This window comes from Pseudomonas peradeniyensis, from assembly GCF_014268935.2.
GTDB classification, from domain to species: domain Bacteria; phylum Pseudomonadota; class Gammaproteobacteria; order Pseudomonadales; family Pseudomonadaceae; genus Aquipseudomonas; species Aquipseudomonas peradeniyensis.
The window spans coordinates 320,541-340,263 of the sequence record NZ_JABWRJ020000001.1; the positions used below are offsets into that span (position 1 = coordinate 320,541).

16 protein-coding genes and 1 tRNA gene are annotated in these 19,723 nt (G+C 63.8%); 9 read left to right on the top strand and 8 right to left on the bottom strand.

The window, feature by feature from the left end; translation table 11 throughout:
• Nucleotides 1-117 precede the first annotated feature (117 nt).
• The 3 genes from HU751_RS01395 to HU751_RS01405 all read left to right on the top strand — a co-directional run bounded on the left by HU751_RS01395 (nucleotide 118) and on the right by HU751_RS01405 (nucleotide 3,093).
• Complete coding sequence (locus tag HU751_RS01395) at nucleotides 118-2,193, top strand: LTA synthase family protein (protein ID WP_186733710.1); 2,076 nt, start codon at nucleotides 118-120, stop codon at nucleotides 2,191-2,193.
• 145 nt (nucleotides 2,194-2,338) lie between these two features.
• Nucleotides 2,339-2,575: a hypothetical protein gene (locus tag HU751_RS01400; RefSeq protein WP_028691758.1), complete on the top strand. Its 237-nt coding sequence runs from the start codon at nucleotides 2,339-2,341 to the stop codon at nucleotides 2,573-2,575.
• A gap of 185 nt (nucleotides 2,576-2,760) precedes the next feature.
• Nucleotides 2,761-3,093 carry a ribonuclease E inhibitor RraB gene (locus HU751_RS01405; protein WP_186712832.1) on the top strand — a complete coding sequence of 111 codons (333 nt, stop codon included), beginning with the start codon at nucleotides 2,761-2,763 and terminating at the stop codon, nucleotides 3,091-3,093.
• 13 nt (nucleotides 3,094-3,106) lie between these two features.
• Here the strand turns inward: HU751_RS01405 and HU751_RS01410 are convergent, their stop codons facing one another.
• On the bottom strand, nucleotides 3,107-3,910 hold the full coding sequence (locus HU751_RS01410) for a c-type cytochrome (protein ID WP_186733709.1): 804 nt from the start codon (nucleotides 3,908-3,910) through the stop codon (nucleotides 3,107-3,109).
• A gap of 528 nt (nucleotides 3,911-4,438) precedes the next feature.
• On the opposite strand from HU751_RS01410, the gene HU751_RS01415 reads away from it, so the two are divergent.
• Entirely contained in the window at nucleotides 4,439-5,164 is a 726-nt protein-coding gene (locus HU751_RS01415) for an amidotransferase (RefSeq protein ID WP_186733708.1), read from the top strand.
• Between the two features lie 42 nt (nucleotides 5,165-5,206).
• On the opposite strand, the gene HU751_RS01420 is transcribed toward HU751_RS01415, so the two are convergent.
• The 3 genes from HU751_RS01420 to HU751_RS01430 form a co-directional block, all read right to left on the bottom strand.
• On the bottom strand, nucleotides 5,207-6,178 hold the full coding sequence (locus HU751_RS01420) for a magnesium and cobalt transport protein CorA (protein WP_050704649.1): 972 nt from the start codon (nucleotides 6,176-6,178) through the stop codon (nucleotides 5,207-5,209).
• Nucleotides 6,179-6,253: 75 nt separating this feature from the next.
• Complete coding sequence (locus HU751_RS01425) at nucleotides 6,254-6,973, bottom strand: lysophospholipid acyltransferase family protein (RefSeq protein WP_186733707.1); 720 nt, start codon at nucleotides 6,971-6,973, stop codon at nucleotides 6,254-6,256.
• Between the two features lie 192 nt (nucleotides 6,974-7,165).
• Nucleotides 7,166-7,855: a crotonase/enoyl-CoA hydratase family protein gene (locus HU751_RS01430; RefSeq protein ID WP_186733706.1), complete on the bottom strand. Its 690-nt coding sequence runs from the start codon at nucleotides 7,853-7,855 to the stop codon at nucleotides 7,166-7,168.
• A gap of 290 nt (nucleotides 7,856-8,145) precedes the next feature.
• On the opposite strand from HU751_RS01430, the gene HU751_RS01435 reads away from it, so the two are divergent.
• Nucleotides 8,146-8,235: transfer RNA gene (locus tag HU751_RS01435), tRNA-Ser, on the top strand.
• Nucleotides 8,236-8,348: 113 nt separating this feature from the next.
• Here HU751_RS01435 and HU751_RS01440 read toward each other — a convergent pair.
• The 4 genes from HU751_RS01440 to HU751_RS01455 all read right to left on the bottom strand — a co-directional run bounded on the left by HU751_RS01440 (nucleotide 8,349) and on the right by HU751_RS01455 (nucleotide 14,338).
• Nucleotides 8,349-10,361: an acyltransferase family protein gene (locus HU751_RS01440; protein ID WP_186733705.1), complete on the bottom strand. Its 2,013-nt coding sequence runs from the start codon at nucleotides 10,359-10,361 to the stop codon at nucleotides 8,349-8,351.
• Between the two features lie 11 nt (nucleotides 10,362-10,372).
• On the bottom strand, nucleotides 10,373-11,404 hold the full coding sequence (locus tag HU751_RS01445) for a hypothetical protein (RefSeq protein WP_186733704.1): 1,032 nt from the start codon (nucleotides 11,402-11,404) through the stop codon (nucleotides 10,373-10,375).
• A 201-nt stretch (nucleotides 11,405-11,605) separates the two neighbouring features.
• Entirely contained in the window at nucleotides 11,606-13,738 is a 2,133-nt protein-coding gene (locus tag HU751_RS01450) for a TonB-dependent siderophore receptor (RefSeq protein ID WP_186733703.1), read from the bottom strand.
• Between the two features lie 222 nt (nucleotides 13,739-13,960).
• Nucleotides 13,961-14,338: a hypothetical protein gene (locus HU751_RS01455; protein WP_186712839.1), complete on the bottom strand. Its 378-nt coding sequence runs from the start codon at nucleotides 14,336-14,338 to the stop codon at nucleotides 13,961-13,963.
• A gap of 440 nt (nucleotides 14,339-14,778) precedes the next feature.
• Here HU751_RS01455 and HU751_RS01460 point away from each other — a divergent pair, with 440 nt between their 5' ends.
• From HU751_RS01460 to HU751_RS01475, 4 genes are read left to right on the top strand one after another with little or no spacing between them, the layout of a single operon-like run.
• Nucleotides 14,779-16,236: a serralysin family metalloprotease gene (locus tag HU751_RS01460; protein WP_186733702.1), complete on the top strand. Its 1,458-nt coding sequence runs from the start codon at nucleotides 14,779-14,781 to the stop codon at nucleotides 16,234-16,236.
• A 53-nt stretch (nucleotides 16,237-16,289) separates the two neighbouring features.
• Nucleotides 16,290-16,667, top strand: a complete 378-nt coding sequence (locus tag HU751_RS01465; RefSeq protein ID WP_186733701.1) for an AprI/Inh family metalloprotease inhibitor — start codon at nucleotides 16,290-16,292, stop codon at nucleotides 16,665-16,667.
• A 44-nt stretch (nucleotides 16,668-16,711) separates the two neighbouring features.
• A complete protein-coding gene (locus tag HU751_RS01470) occupies nucleotides 16,712-18,433 on the top strand; it encodes a type I secretion system permease/ATPase (protein ID WP_186733700.1) in 1,722 nt (573 codons plus the stop codon).
• Nucleotides 18,430-19,722, top strand: a complete 1,293-nt coding sequence (locus tag HU751_RS01475) for an HlyD family type I secretion periplasmic adaptor subunit (protein ID WP_186733699.1) — start codon at nucleotides 18,430-18,432, stop codon at nucleotides 19,720-19,722. Before HU751_RS01470 ends, HU751_RS01475 begins: the two co-directional genes overlap by 4 nt.
• The last annotated feature ends 1 nt before the right edge of the window (nucleotide 19,723 follow it).

Below are 19,723 nucleotides of genomic sequence, written 5' to 3' on the forward strand. Positions count from 1 at the left end.
TTTGAAAATCCGCGCCGCACAATGCGGCCTTGGTCTCGCCTCGCGTTCGAGGGCCGACCACCAGGCTGTCGGCGACTTCGCCTTCCCGCAAACCGCAATCCTAGGACCTCTCCATTCATGGCTAACACGGACGCCTTGAAGCAACAGGGCGTGCGAGGCTCGTTCTCGCCGACCCTGAAATCCCACCTGGCCTACACGTTGCTCAGTGGCCTGGTGATCATGCTGATGCTCAGCCTGGTGCGCCTGGCGCTGCTGGTCTACAACAGCGACATGATCGGCGACACGCCGTACTCGACTGTCGCCGAAGGCTTCCTCAACGGCCTGCGTTTCGACCTGCGGGTGGTGGTGTACATCAGCATTCCGTTGCTGCTGGCGCTGCTCAGCCCCTGGCTGATGGCCCGCCGTGGCTTCTTCCGCTTCTGGCTGACCATCGCCTCGAGCGTGGTGATGTTCCTCGGCCTGATGGAGATGGACTTCTACCGCGAGTTCCACCAGCGCCTGAACGGCCTGGTGTTCCAGTACATCAAGGAAGACCCCAAGACCGTCATGAGCATGCTCTGGTACGGCTTCCCGGTGGTCCGCTACCTGCTGGCCTGGCTGGTCGGCACCTGGCTGCTGAGCCTGCTGTTCAAGGGCATCGATCGCCTGACCCGTGGCGAGCAAAGCCTCCAGCCCGCCAGCAGCCGCAAGCTCGCGCCGTGGTATGGCCGCCTGGCAGTGTTCATGGTCGTGCTGCTGGTGGCCGTGGTCGCCGCCCGTGGCACCCTGCGCCAGGGCCCGCCGATGCGCTGGGGCGATGCCTTCACCACCGACTCGAACTTCGTCAACCAGCTGGGCCTGAACGGCACGCTGACCCTGATCGACGCCGCCAAGAGCCGCTTTGGCGAGGACCGCGCCAACATCTGGAAGCCGGTACTCGAACAACCGCTGGCCACTCAGACCGTGCGCGAGCAGCTGCTGACCGCCAACGACACCTTGGTCGATGCCGACGAGGCACCGATCCGTCGTGATTTCCTGCCGCCGGAGAAGAACACACTGGCGGTCAAGAATGTCGTGGTCATCCTCATGGAAAGCTTCGCCGGCCACTCGGTGGGCGCCCTGGGCAGCCCGAACAACATCACCCCGTACTTCGACAAGCTGGCCAAGGAGGGTCTGCTGTTCGACCGCTTCTTCTCCAACGGCACCCATACCCACCAGGGCATGTTCGCCACCATGGCCTGCTTCCCCAACCTGCCGGGCTTCGAGTACCTGATGCAGACCCCGGAAGGCGGCCACAAGCTGTCCGGCCTGCCGGCGCTGCTCAGTGCCCGCGACTATGACGATGTCTACGTCTACAACGGCGACTTTGCCTGGGACAACCAGTCCGGGTTCTTCGGCAACCAGGGCATGACCACCTTCATCGGCCGCAACGACTTCGTCGACCCGGTGTTCTCCGACCCGACCTGGGGCGTGTCCGACCAGGACATGTTCAATCGCGGCAACGAAGAGCTGGCCAAGCACGATGGCAAGAAGCCGATCTACGCGCTGCTGCAGACCCTCTCCAACCACACGCCGTACGCCTTGCCCAAGGACCTGCCGGTGGAGAAGGTCACCGGACAAGGCCGCCTGGACGAGCACCTGACCGCCATGCGCTATTCCGACTGGGCGCTGGGCCAGTTCTTCGAGAAGGCCCGCAAGGAGCCGTACTTCAAGGACACCCTGTTCGTCATCGTCGGCGACCATGGCTTCGGCAACCACCAGCAGGTCACCGAGCTGGACCTGGGCCGCTTCAACGTGCCGCTGCTGCTGATCGCCCCGGGCATCCAGGAGAAGTTCGGTGCGGTCAACCACACCGTGGGTACCCAGGTCGACATCGTGCCGACCATCATGGGCCGCCTGGGTGGCCAGGCCCGTCACCAGTGCTGGGGCCGCGACCTGCTCAACCTGCCTGAGGGCGACCAGGGCGTGGGCATGATCAAACCGTCGGGCAGCGAGCAGATCGTCGGCCTGGTGCAGGGCGACCGCATCCTCATCGAGTCCAAGGACATGACCCCGCGGATGTACCGCTATCAGCTGGGTCGCGAGTTCAAGGCCGAACTGATCGAAAGTCCGGATCAACCGGAAATGCTCAAGAAACTCGAGGCCTATATCCAGACCGCGACCAAGAGCCTGCTGGACAACACCGCCGGTGTCGTCCACGGCACGCCGAAGTAAGGCCGCCGCCTGCCTCATGAAGCCCGCCCTGAACCGGCGGGCTTTTTTTCATGCGCTTTCATGTATGTGGCTGAACATTCATCCCTGCGCGATGGTCAAGTGAGTACGCCGTTCCATTCACCGTTGCGTCAGCGAGGGTTGATCGATGAAAGCATGGGAAGTCAGCTTTGCCGACCAGAAGGGCGAGCCGCAGACGCTGCTGCTCAATGCCGAGCAATGCCCCAGCGAGGAGGATGCCGCCCGCGCGATCCGTTCGCGGCTGTTTCCGCTCATGGACGAACTGGACCTCAACGACTTCCAGGACCGCAGCTTTTCCCCCACCGCACGTTGGCTCAAGGAACAGAGCGGCGTGACCATCACCACCATTCGCGAAGCGCCCTGAACCGGGAGTCTCTGGCGTAGCGCCAGCGCAGGCGCTACGCTCAAGTCAGGCGCCGGCCTTCTCTGCGGGCCGCCGCCGTTTTCATCGCGTCTTGCAATCCGCTCGTATTGTCAGGCATTCCTTGTGTGCCAGGCAGGTGCGTTGTGCACGGAAAGTCTATCCATTGCTTTGCAGGAGGACGTTTCATGAGCAGCCAGAACGACGACATCAGCAGCAGTGTCCTGCGCCAGATGAAAGCTGGCGGTTTCGATTTCACCCGCATCCATCCGATCGAGTTCTACGCCGTGTTCCCCAGCGAGGCTGGTGCGCGCCGGGCAGCGGGGCAGTTTCGTGGCGAATCGCTCAACGCCCAGGTGAGCGAGCGCGACGACGGCGCCTGGCACCTGGAGTTGAGCAAAGTGATGTACGCCACCCATGGCGGCATCGGCGCCTTCGAACAGGCCTTTGAACAGGTCGTCTCGCCCTACGGTGGCGAAGTCGAGGGTTGGGGCGTCAAGCAGGAAAGGCCGATCGCCTAGGCCCGCGAGGCCATTAGTCTGCTTTGCGCCCCGCCATATGCTTCAGGTACGCCAGCACGGCATCGAGCGCCGGCTCGTCCAGCACCTGGGTGGAAAACCCGGGCATCTTCGCCTGCGGCCAGTGCCGCAGGCTCTGCGGGTCGCGAATGTACTGGCGCAGGAAGGCCGGCTGGAAATACTCGGTGGGGTTGTGCGGCAGGTTCAGGTCCGGGCCCAGGTGCGCGTCGCCGGCGCCATTGAGGCGATGACAGGCCAGGCAGTTCTGCTGGAACAGGGCAAAACCCTGGCGCACCGGATCGTTCTCGGCCACGGCCGTGTCGGGCAGCAGGGCGGGGAAGCGTGTCTCAACTGGGGGCAGGCGGCGGATGCTGGCGATCTGATACGGCCATTGTTCCGGGCGGATACCACTGGCCTGCGGTTGCGTCCATACCAGGTAGAACGGCCCGGCGCCTGGCTTGCCTTTGCTCAGCGCGGGCCAAGGGTGGCTGGGGTCTTCGATGGCCAGCCAGGCCTGCGCGGGGCCCGCCTGCAACAGCGGCCCGGCGGGCATCTCGGCGGCGAAGCCATCGAGCGCCACGGCCTGCAGGTGATCGCTCGGGCTCACGCCCTGCAGCAGCACCGCCAGGGGCACGGCGCGGTAATGCAAGGTGCGCTTGTAGGCCACGTCCTGTTCGATGGTGATGTTTCGCGCCTGTGGATGGGCAAGTAGCTGTTCACTGCTCCAGTGCCGGCTGTCGCCACCCAGTTCGAGGTTCAGCTGCGCCGCCGACAATGTCGGGGCGAGCAGCAGGCAGAGCAGGGCAAGACACAGGCGCATGGGCAATCTCCAACCATCAAGGTCGGCAGAGTACCCGTGCGTGATCGGAGAAGGCCACCGCCGCGTTCAGCCGAACAGCCGGGTGAGGTTCGGCAGGATCAGCAGCAGCGTCGTGGCGAAGAGTATGAGGCCGGCTTGGCGTACCTTGGATTGTCTGAACATGGCGGACCGCCTTCTTGTTGTTATTCCTGAATAACCCTTGGCTTCCTTGTCTAGCGTCGGGTCGATCGCAGCGGCGTGATGGCACGCCGTTTCTGCTTGCCGCGTGTATCTGGATATACAACCAACAGTAGGGCCCGCGTCATCCCTGTTTCAGAACCCTTTGTTCTAAGATTTATCATGTCGATTCCTCATGGCTTTAAGGCCACTGGCCACCCCGCTGGCACGCTCAGGCTAGACGAGTGCGCGGCAGGGGTTACCAAGGGTTACAGGGCCTACCGTTCGTCCGGACATCCTACTTGCTTGTACGGCCCTTTCGCGTCAGTCTCTACAGCAAATCCCACCCACATGTCGTTCAGGACTACCCCTATGTCGTTACGCATCTGCATCCTTGAAACCGATGTCCTGCGACCGGAGTTGATCGCGCAGTACCAGGGCTACGGAAGGATGTTCGAGCAGCTGTTCTCGCGTCAGCCGATCGCGGCCGAATTCGATGTGTACAACGTGATGAACGGCGACTACCCCCCGGACGGCGAACGCTTCGATGCGTACCTGGTGACCGGCAGCAAGGCCGACTCGTTCGGCGACGATCCGTGGATCCAGACGCTCAAGGCCTACCTGCTCAAGCTCTACGAACGTGGCGAGAAGCTGTTGGGCGTGTGTTTCGGTCACCAACTGCTGGCGCTGACCCTCGGCGGCAAGGCCGAGCGCGCCGACAAGGGCTGGGGCGTGGGGGTTCACCGCTACAGCCTGGCGGCCCATGCGCCGTGGATGGACCCGCAGGTGTCCGAGCTGACCCTGCTGATCAGTCACCAGGACCAGGTCACCGAGCTGCCCGAAGGGGCCACGGTGATCGCCTCCAGTGACTTCTGCCCGAACGCCGCCTACCACATCCGTGACCAGGTACTGTGCTTCCAGGGGCACCCGGAGTTCGTCCATGACTACTCCCGGGCATTGCTCGACGCGCGACAGGCGTCGCTGGGTAATGAAGTCTATGAGAAGGCGGTGGCCAGCCTGGCCACTGAGCACCAGGGGGATCTGGTGGGGGAATGGATGCTGCGTTTCGTCCAGCAGCCCGGCAGCCGCGCGATCTGAGATCCGCATCGACCTCAATCGCGGGCTCGCCCGCGATTGGCGTTACAGCCAGCCCGAACGCTTGAAGCTGTAGTACAGCCCCGAACAGCCCAGGGCGATCACTCCCAGCACGCCGAAGTAACCGTAGCGCCAGGCCAGCTCCGGCATGTTCTCGAAGTTCATCCCGTAGATCCCGGCGACCGCCGTGGGAAACGCCAGGATCGCCGCCCAGGCCGCGAACTTGCGCTGGGTGATGCTTTGCCGTGACGACTCCAGCAGCATGCCGATCTCGATGGTCTGGCTGGCGATGTCGCGGATCCCGGCCAGGTCCTCCATCTGCCGCGTGACATGGATCTGCACGTCGCGAAAGTACGGGCGCATGTTCTTGTCGATGAACGGGAAGCTCAGGCGCTGCAGTTCCTCGCTGATCTCCACCATCGGCGCCACGTAGCGGCGCAGGCGCAGGATGTCGCGGCGCAGGCTGTGCAGGCGCTGGATGTCTTCTTCCTTGAGCGAATTGCTCAGCACACTCTGCTCCAGCTCCTCGATCTCGCCGTGGATGGCCTCGCTCACCGGCTGGTAGTTCTCGGTGACGAAATCCAGCAGGGCATAGAGCACGAAGTCCTCGCCGTGCTCGAGCAGCAGCGGGCGCGCCTCGCAGCGCTGGCGCACCAGGGCGTAGGACTTCGAGTGACCGTTGCGGCAGGTGATGATGTAGCCGTTGCCGGCGAAGATATGGGTCTCGATGAACTCGAGCTTTCCCTCGTGGCGTACCGGCGAGTAGGTGACGATGAACAGCGCGTCGCCGAAGGTCTCGAGCTTGGGCCGGCTGTGTTTCTCCAGGGCATCCTCGATGGCCAGCTCGTGCAGGCCGAACTGGCGCTGCAGGTTGGCCAGTTCCTCGGCGTTGGGCTCTTCCAGGCCGATCCAGACGAAGTGTCCGGGCTTGCGCGCCCATTCGGCGCCCTCGTCGAGGCTGATATTGGTGACCTTCCTGCCGGCGCTGTACACCGCCGATGCGACGACTCGACCCATGGTTGTCCGCTTATCCGATTGAACACGCTACACAGCTTGGGCTGTGAAGCGGCACGGGGCAAGTCCGGGCGCCGATCAGGGCGCGGTGACTTCGCTTTCCATATGGTCGATGCAATGCTGCATCTGGCTGCGGCATTGCTCGATCAGCGCGGGCAGGTCCTGCTGGGTCAGGCCCGCGGTGGCGATGGGGGCCAGCGAGCGAATGATCACGGTGCGCTGGCGCCAGCTGTTCAGGCCCAGGCGCTGGGTGTAGCGGCTGACGCACACCGGCACGATCGGCACGCCGGCCTCGATGGCCATGTGGAAGGCGCCCTTCTTGAACGCCAGCAACTGCTCGCCGGGGTTGCGCGTGCCTTCGGGGAAGATCCAGATCGAGGTGTCGTCGCGCAGGGTCCGGGTGGTGGTCTGCATGGCCTTGCGCGCCTGGTAGGCGTTCTTGCGGTCGATCAGCACATTGCCGCCCAGCCAGAACAGCTGGCCGAACAGCGGGATCCAGCCCAGGCTCTTCTTGCCGATGGCCACGGTGCGGCGCGGCACGACCTGGCCGATGATGAACAGGTCATAGTTGGACTGGTGGTTGGCGATGATCACGCAGCCGGGGGGCTGGTCCCACAGCGGGCCGACCTCGGCCTTGACCTTGATGCGCATGAGCCAGGCGGCCGGCACGCTGTACAGACGGGCGAACAGGCGGCTGTTGTCGGGGTTGAACGGGCGCAGCAGGCCGATCACCAGACCGACGACACCCACGAGCAGGAAGTGCAGCGCCAACAGGAGCATGCGAAGCATATAAAGCATGGTACGACTCACACCGGACAGTCGCGGCGCAGTGTACGGGTGTGCACTGTCAGGGGCAAACGTTGGTGTCGCGTACGGAGCCTGGATATCACGTGGGAGCGGGCTTGCCCCGCGATGCGATCGCCCGGGCGGACGCCATCGCGGGGCAAGCCCGCTCCCAAAATGCCTGTAGAGAAAAGCCAGTGGACGGGATCAGCCCAGGTGGTTCTGATCCGCCAGGATCGCTTCGTCCAGCGCCTCCAGCAGCGCCTTGCGTACCTTCAGCTTGGTGTTCTTGTGCGCCAGCATGTTCAGCTTCTTGAATTCACGGGCCGCGGCCAGGGCGGTTTCCTGCAGCTGCTCGGCGGGCACCACCTTGTCGAGGAAGCCGGCTTCACGGGCGCCCTGAGGGTCGAACACCTCGGCGTTGTTCACCGAGCGCTGGAACGCCGCGCGGCCCAGGCGGTCGCGGGCCAGCTCGATACCGGCATGGTGCATGGTCATGCCGATCTGCACTTCGTTCAGGCAGATCTTGTAGGGGCCTTCGACCCCGATGCGGTAATCACCCGACAGCAGCAGGAAGGCGCCCTTTGCCACGGCATTGCCGGGGCAGGCGACGATCACCGGGAAGGGGTGCGACAGCAGGCGACGGGCCAGGGTGGAACCGGCGGTGACCAGGCCGACGGCCTCCTTGGGGCCGGCGGTCATCACCTTGAGGTCGTAGCCGCCGGAGAGAATGCCCGGTTGGCCGGTGATGATCACCACCGCGCGCTCCTCGACGGCACGGTCGAGCGCGGCATTGAAGGCTTTGATGACATCCGGGGAGATGGCGTTGACCTTGCCGTTGTTCAGGGTCAGGGTGGCGATGCCGTCTTCGGCGTGGTAGGTAATCAGCTCGCTCATGGCAGAGTCCTTTGGATGGCGTGGCGATGACGTTACCCAGCGGCACCGGCCAGGTAAAGCGCCAAGACTGACTGGTCAGTCAGCGTCGCGTCCTTGCGCCCTGTGCCACCGGGGTGGGGGCACGAGGGGCGGGAAAAGCGCTGGGCACAATGGCAGCATTGCCCTGATTGCCCCGGTTTTTCGGTCGATTGGCTTAAGCGCATGAAAATTCTGAAAAAAATGCTTGCCAAAGGAAAAGGCTTCTACTAAATTAGCGCGCCTCGACAGGCTGAATAGCTTGAAGAGAAAACGGTGAAGTGTCCGAGTGGTCGAAGGAGCACGCCTGGAAAGTGTGTATACGAGAAATCGTATCAAGGGTTCAAATCCCTTCTTCACCGCCACATTCTACGAGAAGCCCCCGAATCGAAAGGTTCGGGGGCTTTTTGTTTGCGTGTGATTTATATCGAAGCAACAGCGGGTGGCGCGCGCTGTTGGCGGCGCCACCCTTGCGCTGCTAGCGCAGCGCGTTGGCGGAGGGGGTCGCCGTGGAGGGGCGTGGCAATGCCTGTCGCTCCAGTGCCTCGCGGATTCTTTCCTTGGCGGCTTCCCCATAAAGCCTTGAGCCGATCTCGTTCAGATGATCGCTGTCCGAGTAAAGCGGTGTCGCTCCGTGGAAGGGTGCATCGCGCCAGAGTTCGAGGTCGGTGAAATCCAGTACCCCGACGTTCGAATACTGCCTGGTCATCTCGCTGATCCTGGTATTGGCCAGTCGCCACTTGTCGTCGACCTCCACCGCAGGGGCGAGACCGAGCGCCTTGAGTCGCATGGCGCGCTGCAGGTCGGCGGTGAGGTTGGGAATCTGCATGAGCACGAACACGTGCTGATGGCGGCGTGAGGCATCCTTGAGCAGCTTGTCGATCGCATCGACGGAGACTGGGTCGTTGGCGTGCAGATCCCATCGGCCGGCAAGCATCACCGTGCTGGCCGTGGCCAGCTCCTTTTCCACCTGCTGTGTCTGTGCCTTGCACGCGGCGCGCGCGTTTTCCGGGACAGACTGAAGGTTGAAACCATGGATCGGCAGGCAACTGCTCGCGCTGATGACTTTCAGGCGTGCATTGAGGTGGCGTCCGACCACATCGGCAAACAGATTGAGCTGCGCGGCATGGCTGTCACCGATTACCAGGATCTCCTGGTTGCCATCCCGGGCGCCCCGTATGCAGTCGCCTGTTACCTGGCCATGGCAGATGAGCGCCGGATCGGCGTAGCGGGTGACCTCGACGGGTGGGCGTGGGTATACCACCTTGTTGACCTTGCGCGTCGACCAGATCGTTGCCACTGCAACGATCACGATCAAGGCGGTCAGGCCCAGTGATGGCGACAGGTTGCGTTTGAAGCGGATGGTGTTTTCGATGAAGCGGTAGGAGAGCCAGCTGGTCACCAGGGTCAGCAAGGCCGCGCTTGCCAGGGCTGTCGGGGGAAGCTCGTAGCTGCCATGGATGTAACGCAGCGCCGCCAGTATCGGCCAGTGCCAGAGATACAGCGAATAGGACAGGTTGCCGACGGCAACGGCCAGCGGGTGGCACAACGGGTTGCCGCGCTGGTTGATGGCGCCCCAGATCACCAGGGCTGCGCCGAAGCATGCTGGCAGCATCGGCAGCCCGGGCTTGAAGGTGTCTTCCTGTATCAGGACAAGGCTGGCCAGCATCAGGACAGCCCCCGCTGCGCAGGCCAGGCGCTGCCACATTGCCTGGGTTGGCGGGCGGATCAGGGCGGTCACGCTGCCGATCAGAAATTCCGGTACTCGGGCGAGCAGCGAGTAATAGAGCCCGGTGGAGTCCTGCTGCCCGCCCCGAAACGTCGCATAGGCGGTGAGCAGGACGAACAGCGCGACCAGGACCGGCCGTCGCCATTTGTCGGGCAACAGCAGGAACAGCACCGGCATCAGCAGGTAGTACTGCATTTCGATCGCCAGCGACCAGGTGTGCAACAGCGGCAGTTCGAAGGCCTTGGGGCCGAAGTAGTCGTAGTAGCTGGCGAAATAGTGGTTGCTGTTGAAGACCAGTGCCGCTTTGGCGCTGTCGAAGAAGGCACGGAAGTCGCCCTTGGTCAGCAGTACGGCGAAGCCCAGTGAGCTGATGACGATCAGGGCCAGGTAGGCCGGTATGATTCTCCGGGCACGTGACAGGTAGAACTGCCGGTAACTGAAGCGGCCGCAGGCATGCTGGTCGCGCAACAGCCGGGTAATGATGAAGCCGGAAATGACGAAGAAGATGTCGACGCCGAGGAAGCCCCCTGGCAGCCAGCTGCTGTTCATGTGGAACAGGATGACGGCGAGCACTGCAAGTGCACGCAAGCCTTGGATGTCGTTTCTTATTACGGGGACGGTCGTCTGCATGGGCCGGTATTCTATTGCCAGGGGCGGGCGGCTGGCGATTATACGGGGCGTGACGAAGCGGGGGTTAGCGGGTTTTGCCCGGTGAGACAGGCCTGATTGAATGCAGGCCCGACGCGTTGCGGGTCGGGCCATGCGAATGGGCGTTAACTGACAGCCCTGGATCGACGTTCTGCAAAGGCGTGGAAATCCCGGTCCTGAGCCCAGAGTTTATCCACCTCGTCGCGTTTCTCCGGCGTCGGCATTTGGTTCAGCACCTCAAGTGCCTTGTCCCAAAACACATAGCGGGTCGCGTTCAGGTAGACGCAGGTGCTTGGCTTGCGACCGAGCAAGTAGTACCGGCCAACCTTGCGCAGCTCGCTGCTCAGGCCCATGAGCCTGAACCTGTTGCCGACCCTGTGCGTCAGGTTGGGGGGCGGTATGTGGCTGGGCACTCCCCGCGAAACCTCGACCAGTGCGCGGCTGAACTGCTCATCGAAACGCTGGAAGAACAGCCCTACCATGGCGTGGTAATAGGACTTCTGTGAATAGTAGTGATGCACGCAGTCGCGGGCCTCGACCACCTGCTTGTCGCCCAGCATGAAGGAAACGGCGATCTGCTCCATGGTGTGCAGCTGTGTATGCAAGTGTGCCCATTGATCGATCAGGGCGATCGCCTCGTCCAGCAGTCCGGTGTGACGGCGAGTCATTCCGCAGATACCGCTGTTGTAGAGACGCAGCGAAGGGCTGGGGGAACGTTTGCTCGCCGCCAGTTCTGCGACCAGCCCGGTGTAGTCGTCGCGTTGCGACGCGTGCTGCCAGCAGAACTCGAATTGGTCCATGAGGAAATGCTCATCGCTGACGCGCTCGAAGAGCATTGCCGGATCTTTCACGAAGATGGTATCGGTATCGACGAAGATGGTCTTTTCAGCGAGCTCCATGCCCCGGCGAATCGCCATGGCCTTGCGTCGGTGAACGTAACCGGCCGGTCCCATCCAGTCGGCCAATGTCGCCTCGTCCAGAAACTCCGTATGAACCGGCCAGCCTGCGAAGGCCTCGGGATGGTCGGTGAACACGGTAATGTTGAAGCTCTCGCGGTCGGCTTGGTGACGCAGGGCGGAGAGGATGCTGAACTTTGCCTCGTGCAGATAAGCGGTTTTCTTTCCGTACAGGAGGTACAACAGATGATTCGACTGCATAAAAACTGAATTCCAATATCCCTATCCGGCTCCGCGCCTATTGGGTGGCATAATGCCATATGCGTGTGAAAGCCTCCAAACGGCTTTCAGCGGGTGTGGCGACGATTATGTTGCAGGGGACTGCAACGATAAGGTGAGAAGGCCCCCGCGTCGTTCGACCGCGAACTGGGGGCCGTGTTTGCCGGATATCCGGCGCGGCGCTCAAAAACTGACACTGGCCGACAGGCGGGCGGTTCGCGGTGCTCCCTGGAACAGGTAGTTGTCGCCCAGGTAGTCGCCCACGTCGCGCCAGTAGCGCTTGTCGAAGAGGTTGTCCACGGTCAGGCGCAGCACGGTGTCGTAGCCACCGATGGTCGTGCGGTAGCGGCTGCCGACGTCGAACACGGTATAGCCGCCGACTTCGACATCACCGGTGTGGTTGGCGTACTTGCTGGCGCTGTAGCGGGCGCCGCCGAGCAGGGCCAGGCCGGGTACGGGCAGGGCGTAGTCGGCCTGCAGCGCCGCGCGCAGGCGCGGGACGTTGATCGCCTGGTGGCCTTCGTAGGCGTCAGTGTCGCTGTTCTGCACGCGTGCGCGGATCGCCGCGGCGCTGGCCTGGATCTGCAGGTTGGAGGTCACCCAGCCGCTGGCGCCGAGTTCGAGACCGGTATTTTTCTGCTGGCCCGACTGCACGTAGGTCGGCGCCGGGGTGTCGTCGGGCCGGGCATATTGGTAGGCCTGGCGGATCTGGAACAGCGCCGCGCTGAAGCTCATGCCCTGCCAGTCGCGCTTGATGCCGACCTCGAGCTGGCGCGACAGGGTGGGGGCGAGGATTTCGAATTTGTTGCTGGCGAACCACGGTGCCGTGCCGCCTGCTGAAAGACCCTTCGAGTAGCTGGCGTACAGCGTGGTGTCCGATTGAGGTTTATAGATCAACGCGGCGTTGGGCAGCAGTTGGTACTGGCGAGTATGGCGGTCGGGTTCACCGGTTTCCTTCCAGGTTTTTTCATCCAGGCGTACTTCCCGGGCACCGATTACAGTCTGCCAGTTCTCGTTGAACGTGATGCGGTCACTGAAGAACAGGCCGTACTGGCGGCTGTCGAGACGGCGCTCACTGTCGCGAAGCGGGTTATCCGAGGGAGGAAAGGCGGGGGCACCGGTGTGGATATTGCCGGTGCCGCGCCAATCATTGTAGCCCGGCCGCTGATCCAGTGTACGACGCTGAGCGCTGGTGCCCACAGTCAGCTCATGGCCCACGCCCAAGGCGTCGAAGCGTCCATCAAGCGTGGCCTGTGCCTCGTCGATCCGCCGGGTGTCGTCGGGACTGCGGAAATCGTAGATGTCGTAGTCGCCGTTGCTGCCGAAGAAGGCGCCCTCGCTCGAGCCCCAGGCAAACGCACTGTAGTCGTCGATCACCACCTTGCTGCGCGAAGCGCTCAAGGTGCCGTTCCAGTTGTCGTTGAACTGGTACTTGAAGCGCCCACCCAGGTTCAGCGAGTCGTTCTGCACCGGCTTGGCCCAGGACTGCCAGGCCAGGTGATCCTTGGGATCGATGTTGTGGGGTAGCTGCTTGCCGCCGAGCAGTTGATAACCCGGTACCGAATATTGCTCTCGGTGCTGGTACTCGGCGTCCAGTTCCAGCACGGCATTCGGGTTGATCTGCCAGTCGAGCGCCAGGGAGGCGAAATCCCGCTTGCCGTCGGCGTGGTCGACATAGGAGCGGATGTCCTCGTGGGCCAGGTTGACCCGCAGGCCGAACTGGCGCTCGGCGCCGAACCAGCCGCCCAGGTCGGTGGCCAGGTAGCGTTCGCCCTGCTCGTTGCTCGAGACCGTGACCGAGCGCACGTCCTCGGCGCGCTTGGTCACGTAGTTGACCAGCCCGCCGGGCTCCGACACGCCGCTCTGCAACCCCGACAGCCCCTTGAGCAGTTCCACCTGCTGCTTGTTCTCCAGCGCCACGTTCTGCTCGCCGGCGATGGTCTGGCCGTTGATCCGGTAGCTGCTGGCGGCATTGAGCTCGAAGCCGCGCACGTTGAAGTTCTCGTAGTAGCCGATCGGCGCGTAGCTTTCGCCCACCGAGGCATCGCTTTGCAGCACCTCGCTCAGCTTGCGCACCTGGCGGTCGTCCAGCAGCTGGCGGCTGAACACGCTGACCGAGGCCGGGGTGTCGAGCAGTGGTGCATTGTGCAGGCCGCCGACCTGGGCTTCGCGTGCCTGGTAGCCGGTGTTGTCCTGAACCTCGGAGATGCGTACCGGGGCGAGGGTCACACTGTCCTCGGCCAGGCCCTGGCCACTGTGCAGGGCCAGGCCCAGGCCGAGCAGGCCAAGGGGCAGGCGGGGGCGAAGCGGGGTCATGCAAGGCTCCTTGAAAAGTGGACGCGCCGTTATCGCTCGGCAGCTGTCGGGCAGGCAAAAGGGCGCCATGGTAGCAGGCTGCCAGGGGAGGGATTCGATGTTTCAGGGGAAACGTTCGTATGGCTGATGCAAGCCCGCTCCTACAGATGCATCTGCCCCTGTGGGAGCCGGCTTGCCGGCAATCAGGCCTGTCATGTCAGAACGAACGAAGCAGCTGTGGATTCAGGCCGCCGCCGGCCGCTGGTGCCGGCGCCAGTTGTCGTCGATCTTCGACCAGGTCTTGCCGTCGGTGATGGCCAGCAGCTTGCGGCCATCCTTGAAGGTGGCGAGGAAGGTGACTTCCTCTTCCTTGCCGCCCAGCAGGAGGCCAGCCAGCAGGCCGACCGGGCCGGCCACCAGGGCGCCGGCCACGCCCCAGCCCAGGGCGCCACCGAGGCTGCGGGTCGATTCGAGGTTGGCCAGCTTCAGATCCTTGATCCGCGCCAGCGAAATGCGCTCGCCGGGCGAGGGGCTACGCGGGGTCTTGAGAGTGAGCGCTCCATTGCGATACTCGCCTTCACCTTGCAAGAAATCGCCGGATTGCACCGTGAGTCTTGTCATTGTGTCGTCCTGTCAGGAAGGGGTCGTTGACCAACGCCTACTGAGCGCTTGCCACGCCGGCAAGTCAACGAGCAGGCGACGGAGGGTCGTGTGGCGGGTTGTCGCGCAGTAAAGCGCATAGACGAGCGAGCGGTGGCGCTCAACAAGTGAAAGTCGCATTTTCGAAAGTAAACTTCGAACCGTTGTCTATAACTGTCACGGTGCATGACTGGAACTAATGCTTATCGCTGGCGCCGTTGATCCATCGCAGTTTGCGCAAATTAGTGCGGCGCAGTTTATTTTCGAAAACGAAAAAATGACGTCAAAAAACGCTGGACATCAAGTTTCAATGTGTGTCAGTTTTTTTGCGCCTCATAAAGGCGAGTGACAGGAAGTTCTCGCCCGGTGGGAGAACCCTGTCGGACATCAACTGCTTTTTTGTACACAAGGAAGTAATCTGCATGTCGAAAGTCAAAGAAAACGCCATTGTTTCCGCCGTTTCCGCACTGCAACCGAAGGGCCCAAGTTCTTCCTTCGGCCTGATCGACAGCTTTGCCCACCAGTACGACCGCGGCGGCGCGAACATCAATGGCAAGAAGTCCTTCACGGCCGACCAGGCCGCCGATCACATCCTGCGTGACGGCGCTTCCTGGAAAGACCTGAACAAGGACGGCACGATCAGCCTCACCTACACCTTCCTGACCAAGGCACCGGCGGACTTCTACAGCCGCGGACTGGGCACCTTCAGCCAGTTCAGCGACCTGCAGAAGCAACAGGCCAAGCTGTCCATGCAGTCCTGGGCGGACGTGGCCAAGGTCACCTTCACCGAGGCGGCATCGGGTGGCGATGGCCACATGACCTACGGCAACTTCAGTGCCAGCAACGGCGGCGCGGCATTCGCCTACCTGCCGTTCGACGGCCCGGGCTCGCACAAGGGTGAATCCTGGTACCTGATCAACAGCGGCTACCAGGTCAACATCAACCCGGGCACCGGCAACTACGGTCGTCAGACCCTGACCCACGAGATCGGCCACGTACTGGGCCTGTCCCACCCCGGCGACTACAACGCCGGCGAGGGCAACCCGACCTACAAAGACGCCGACTACGCCCAGGACACCCGTGGCTACAGCGTCATGAGCTACTGGAGTGAGAGCAACAACGGGCAGAACTTCGTCAAGGGCGGCGGTCAGTACTACGCCTCGGCCCCGCTGATGGACGACATCCTGGCGATCCAGAAGCTCTACGGCGCCAACTACGCCACCCGTGCCGGCGACACCACCTACGGCTTCAACTCCACCGCAGAGCGCGACTTCTACTCGGCCACCTCGGCCTCGTCGAAGCTGGTGTTCTCGGTGTGGGACGGTGGCGGCAACGACACCTTCGACTTCTCCGGGTTCACCCAGAACCAGAAGATCAACCTCAACGAAGCGTCGTTCTCCGACGTCGGCGGCATGGTCGGCAACGTTTCCATCGCCAAGGGCGTGACCATCGAAAACGCCTTCGGCGGCTCGGGCAACGACCTGCTGATCGGCAACGCGCTGGCCAACGTGCTCAAGGGTGGTGCCGGCAACGACATCATCTACGGCGGCGGCGGTGCCGACCAGCTGTGGGGCGGCACCGGTTCGGACACCTTCGTGTTCGCGGCCGTCAGCGACTCCACCAAGGCGGCGCCGGATCGCATCATGGACTTCACCTCGGGTGTGGACAAGATCGACCTGTCGGCCATCTCCGCGTTCGCCGTGAACAAGCTGCCGCTGCAGTTCGTCAACGCCTTTACCGGTCATGCCGGCGAGGCACTGCTGACCTACGACCAGGCCACCAACCTGGGCAGCCTGTCCATCGACTTCACCGGAAACAGCTCGGCTGACTTCCTGGTGACCACCGTTGGCCAGGCCGCTGTCACCGACATCGTGGTCTGATGCAACAGGGGGCGGCGCTTGCGCGTCGCCCCTTTTGCCGGTGAGGCGAAGCAATGAAAGCAAACCTGAGAATGATCGCGCTGGCCGCGGTCCCCATGGTGTCGATGACCGAGGTAGTCATGGCGAGCAGCCTGTTACTCCCCAACGCCGCGCAACTGGCCGGCCGTTGGCAGCTTTACCCTGAACAGCAGCAAGCGCAGGCCTGTGACCTGCGTCTTGGCGCCACGGAAGGCGAAATCGAAGGTGATCTGGAGTGTGCCAAAGGGCTGATAGGCCTGCGCCCCGGCAGCTGGCTGGTGACCCCCGACACCCTGGCCCTGGTGGGCGGTGACGGCAGCAGCGTGGTGCACTTCAGCCGCGAAGGCGCCCAGCGTTACGCCTGGACCACCCCGGACGGCAAGCAACTGGTGCTCGAGCGCCTCGACAAATAATCCCAGCCTGGAACTAAAAAGTTCCAGGCGAGCCAGGGCGAAACATGAAACTACCGAGCCAAAAGCCCGGGGCGCCTTTGTGGGCGGCACTCGGCGAACATAAGTCGACCTTGATCAGCGTTGGCTGTTTCACAGCATTGATCAACTTGCTCATGCTGGTGCCGTCGATTTATATGCTTCAAGTGTACGACCGTGTACTGAGTTCGCAGAGCACCACAACTTTGTGGGTGCTTACCCTGATGGTGGTCGGCTTCTTCGTTTATATAGGTGGGCTTGAAGCAGTCCGCAGTTTCATTGTCATCCGCGTGGGCAACCAGTTGGAGAAAAGTTTCAACTTGAAGGTCTACCGCGCGGCCTTCGAGCGCAACTTGCGCCAGCGTGACGGCGCCGCCGGGCAGGCCCTGGGTGATCTGACCCAGCTGCGCCAGTTCATCACCGGCCCCGCGCTGTTCGCCTTCTTCGATGCGCCCTGGTTCCCCATCTACCTGGCGGTGATCTTCGCCTTCAACGTCTGGCTGGGGGTGATGGCCACGGTCGGCGCGCTGCTGCTGATCGCCCTGGCGATCCTCAACGAACGCCTCACCCACGCCACCCTGGCCGAGGCCAGTGGCTTCCAGCAGCAGTCGACGCAACTGGCCGGTAGCCAGTTGCAGAGTGCCGAGAGCATCCAGGCCATGGGCATGCTCGGCGCCCTGCGCCAGCGCTGGTACACCCTGCACGGACGCTTCCTCGACCTGCAGAACAAGGCCAGCGACACCTCGGCGGTGATCACCGCCACCAGCAAGGGCCTGCGCCTTTGCCTGCAATCGCTGGTGCTGGGGCTGGGCGCGCTGCTGGTGATCGAGGGGCAGATGACCCCGGGCATGATGATCGCCGGTTCCATCCTGATGGGCCGGGTACTCGCCCCGATCGACCAGCTGATCGCAGTGTGGAAGCAGTGGAGCGGCGCGCAGCTGGCCTACCAGCGCCTGGACGTCCTGCTGCGCGAGCACCCCGAGCCGCCGACGCCGATGCCCCTGCCGGTGCCCACCGGGCAACTGGCGGTGGAGCAGGTCAGCGCCGGCCCGCCCGGGCGCAACCTGGCCACCCTGCAGCAGGTGAACTTCGCCCTGGCGCCGGGTGAACTGCTCGGCGTGCTGGGCGCTTCCGGCTCGGGCAAGTCGACCCTGGCCAAGGTGCTGGTCGGCGTGTGGCCGACGATGAGCGGCCATGTGCGCCTCGACGGCGCCGAGCTCAGTCAGTGGGATCGCGATGCCCTGGGCCCGCACATCGGCTACCTGCCGCAGAACATCGAACTGCTGCGCGGCAGCATCGCCGAGAACATTGCCCGCTTCGGCGAGCTGGACGGTGTCAAGGTGGTCGAGGCGGCCCGCCTGGCCGGCGTGCACGAATTGATCCTGCGCCTACCCCAGGGCTATGACACACGCCTGGGCGAGGAGGGCGTCGACCTTTCCGGCGGTCAGAAGCAGCGCATCGCCCTGGCCCGCGCCCTGTACGGCGATGCCCGGCTGATCGTGCTCGATGAACCCAACTCCAACCTCGACAGCCACGGCGAGGCCGCGCTGGCCAGCGCCATCGTCCAGCTCAAGGCCCAGGGTCGCACCGTGGTCCTGGTGACCCACCGCAGCGCGGCGCTGGCCCAGGCCGACAAGCTGCTGGTGATGAACGAAGGGCGCATGCAGGGCTTCGGCCCGGCCCGCGACATCCTCCACGCCATGGGCCAGGCCCCGGCGCAACGCCCGCTGCAAGCCGGAGGTGGCGCATGAGCCAGCACACCCGTGATGCACGTTTCCATGTTCGCCTGGGGTGGTTGCTGACCCTGGTCGGTTTCGGCGGTTTCATGGCCTGGGCCAGCCTCGCTCCGCTCGACCAGGGCGTGCCGGTGCAGGGCACCGTGGTGGTATCGGGCAAGCGCAAGGCGGTGCAGTCGATGGCCGCCGGCGTGGTCAGCCGCATTCTGGTCAGCGAAGGCCAGCTGGTGCGCCAGGGCGAACCGCTGTTCCGCCTCGACCGCACCCAGGTGCAGGCCGATGTCGATGCGCTGCAGGCCCAGTACCGCATGACCCGCGCCGCCCTGGCGCGCTGGCAGAGCGAGCGCGACAACCTGGGGCAGGTGCAGTTTCCCGCAGAGCTGCTGGAAGATTCCGACGCCCGCCTGGCGCTGATCGTCGAAGGTCAGCGTCAGCTGTTCGACAGCCGCCGCCAGGCCCAGGCCCGCGAGCAGGGCGCCCTGGCCGCCAGCATTGACGGCTCCCAGGCCCAGCTGACCGGCATGCGTCGCGCGCGCAGCGACCTGCAGGCCCAGGCCGATTCGCTGCGCGAGCAGCTCGACAGCCTGCGCCCGCTCGCCGGCGACGGCTACATCCCGCGCAACCGCGTGCTCGAGTACCAGCGCCAGCTGTCGCAGGTGCAGCGCGACCTGGCGCAGAACGCCGGCGAGAGCGCGCGCCTTGAGCAGGTGATCGTCGAAGCCCGGCTCAACCTGCAACAGCGCCGCGAGGAGTACCAGAAAGAAGTGCGCACCCAATTGGCCGAAGCCCAGGTCAAGGCCGCGACCCTGGAGCAGCAGCTCAATTCCGCGCACTTCGAGTTGCAGCACAGCGAGATCCTGGCGCCGGCCGACGGCGTGGCGGTCAACCTCGGCGTTCACACCGAGGGCGCCGTGGTGCGGGCCGGTGACACCCTGCTGGAAATCGTGCCCCAGGGCACCGCGCTGGAAGTGGAAGGGCGCCTGCCGGTGAACCTGGTGGACAAGGTGGCGCCGCAGTTGCCGGTGGACATCCTGTTCACCGCCTTCAACCAGAACCGCACGCCACGGGTGACCGGGGAGGTGGCGCTGGTGTCGGCCGACCAGCTGATCGACGAGCGCAGCGGCCAGCCGTACTACGTGCTGCGCAGCACCGTCAGCGAAGAGGCGCTGGCGCGTCTCGAGGGGCTGGCGATCCGCCCGGGCATGCCCGCCGAGCTGTTCGTGCGCACCGGCGAGCGCTCGCTGCTCAACTACCTGTTCAAACCCCTGCTCGACCGTGCAGGCACCGCCTTGACCGAACAATAAG

Bases quoted from the DNA above. Each gene is read 5' to 3' on its own strand.
- HU751_RS01440 (WP_186733705.1), bottom strand. From the start codon at position 10,361: ATGGCCCGACCCGCAACGCGTCGGGCCTGCATTCAATCAGGCCTGTCT.
- HU751_RS01470 (WP_186733700.1), top strand. From the start codon at position 16,712: ATGAAACTACCGAGCCAAAAGCCCGGGGCGCCTTTGTGGGCGGCACTC.
- HU751_RS01475 (WP_186733699.1), top strand. From the start codon at position 18,430: ATGAGCCAGCACACCCGTGATGCACGTTTCCATGTTCGCCTGGGGTGG.
- HU751_RS01465 (WP_186733701.1), top strand. From the start codon at position 16,290: ATGAAAGCAAACCTGAGAATGATCGCGCTGGCCGCGGTCCCCATGGTG.
- HU751_RS01420 (WP_050704649.1), bottom strand. From the start codon at position 6,178: ATGGGTCGAGTCGTCGCATCGGCGGTGTACAGCGCCGGCAGGAAGGTC.
- HU751_RS01400 (WP_028691758.1), top strand. From the start codon at position 2,339: ATGAAAGCATGGGAAGTCAGCTTTGCCGACCAGAAGGGCGAGCCGCAG.
- HU751_RS01430 (WP_186733706.1), bottom strand. From the start codon at position 7,855: ATGAGCGAGCTGATTACCTACCACGCCGAAGACGGCATCGCCACCCTG.
- HU751_RS01415 (WP_186733708.1), top strand. From the start codon at position 4,439: ATGTCGTTACGCATCTGCATCCTTGAAACCGATGTCCTGCGACCGGAG.
- HU751_RS01405 (WP_186712832.1), top strand. From the start codon at position 2,761: ATGAGCAGCCAGAACGACGACATCAGCAGCAGTGTCCTGCGCCAGATG.
- HU751_RS01425 (WP_186733707.1), bottom strand. From the start codon at position 6,973: ATGCTTTATATGCTTCGCATGCTCCTGTTGGCGCTGCACTTCCTGCTC.
- HU751_RS01445 (WP_186733704.1), bottom strand. From the start codon at position 11,404: ATGCAGTCGAATCATCTGTTGTACCTCCTGTACGGAAAGAAAACCGCT.
- HU751_RS01455 (WP_186712839.1), bottom strand. From the start codon at position 14,338: ATGACAAGACTCACGGTGCAATCCGGCGATTTCTTGCAAGGTGAAGGC.
- HU751_RS01410 (WP_186733709.1), bottom strand. From the start codon at position 3,910: ATGCGCCTGTGTCTTGCCCTGCTCTGCCTGCTGCTCGCCCCGACATTG.
- HU751_RS01450 (WP_186733703.1), bottom strand. From the start codon at position 13,738: ATGACCCCGCTTCGCCCCCGCCTGCCCCTTGGCCTGCTCGGCCTGGGC.
- HU751_RS01460 (WP_186733702.1), top strand. From the start codon at position 14,779: ATGTCGAAAGTCAAAGAAAACGCCATTGTTTCCGCCGTTTCCGCACTG.
- HU751_RS01395 (WP_186733710.1), top strand. From the start codon at position 118: ATGGCTAACACGGACGCCTTGAAGCAACAGGGCGTGCGAGGCTCGTTC.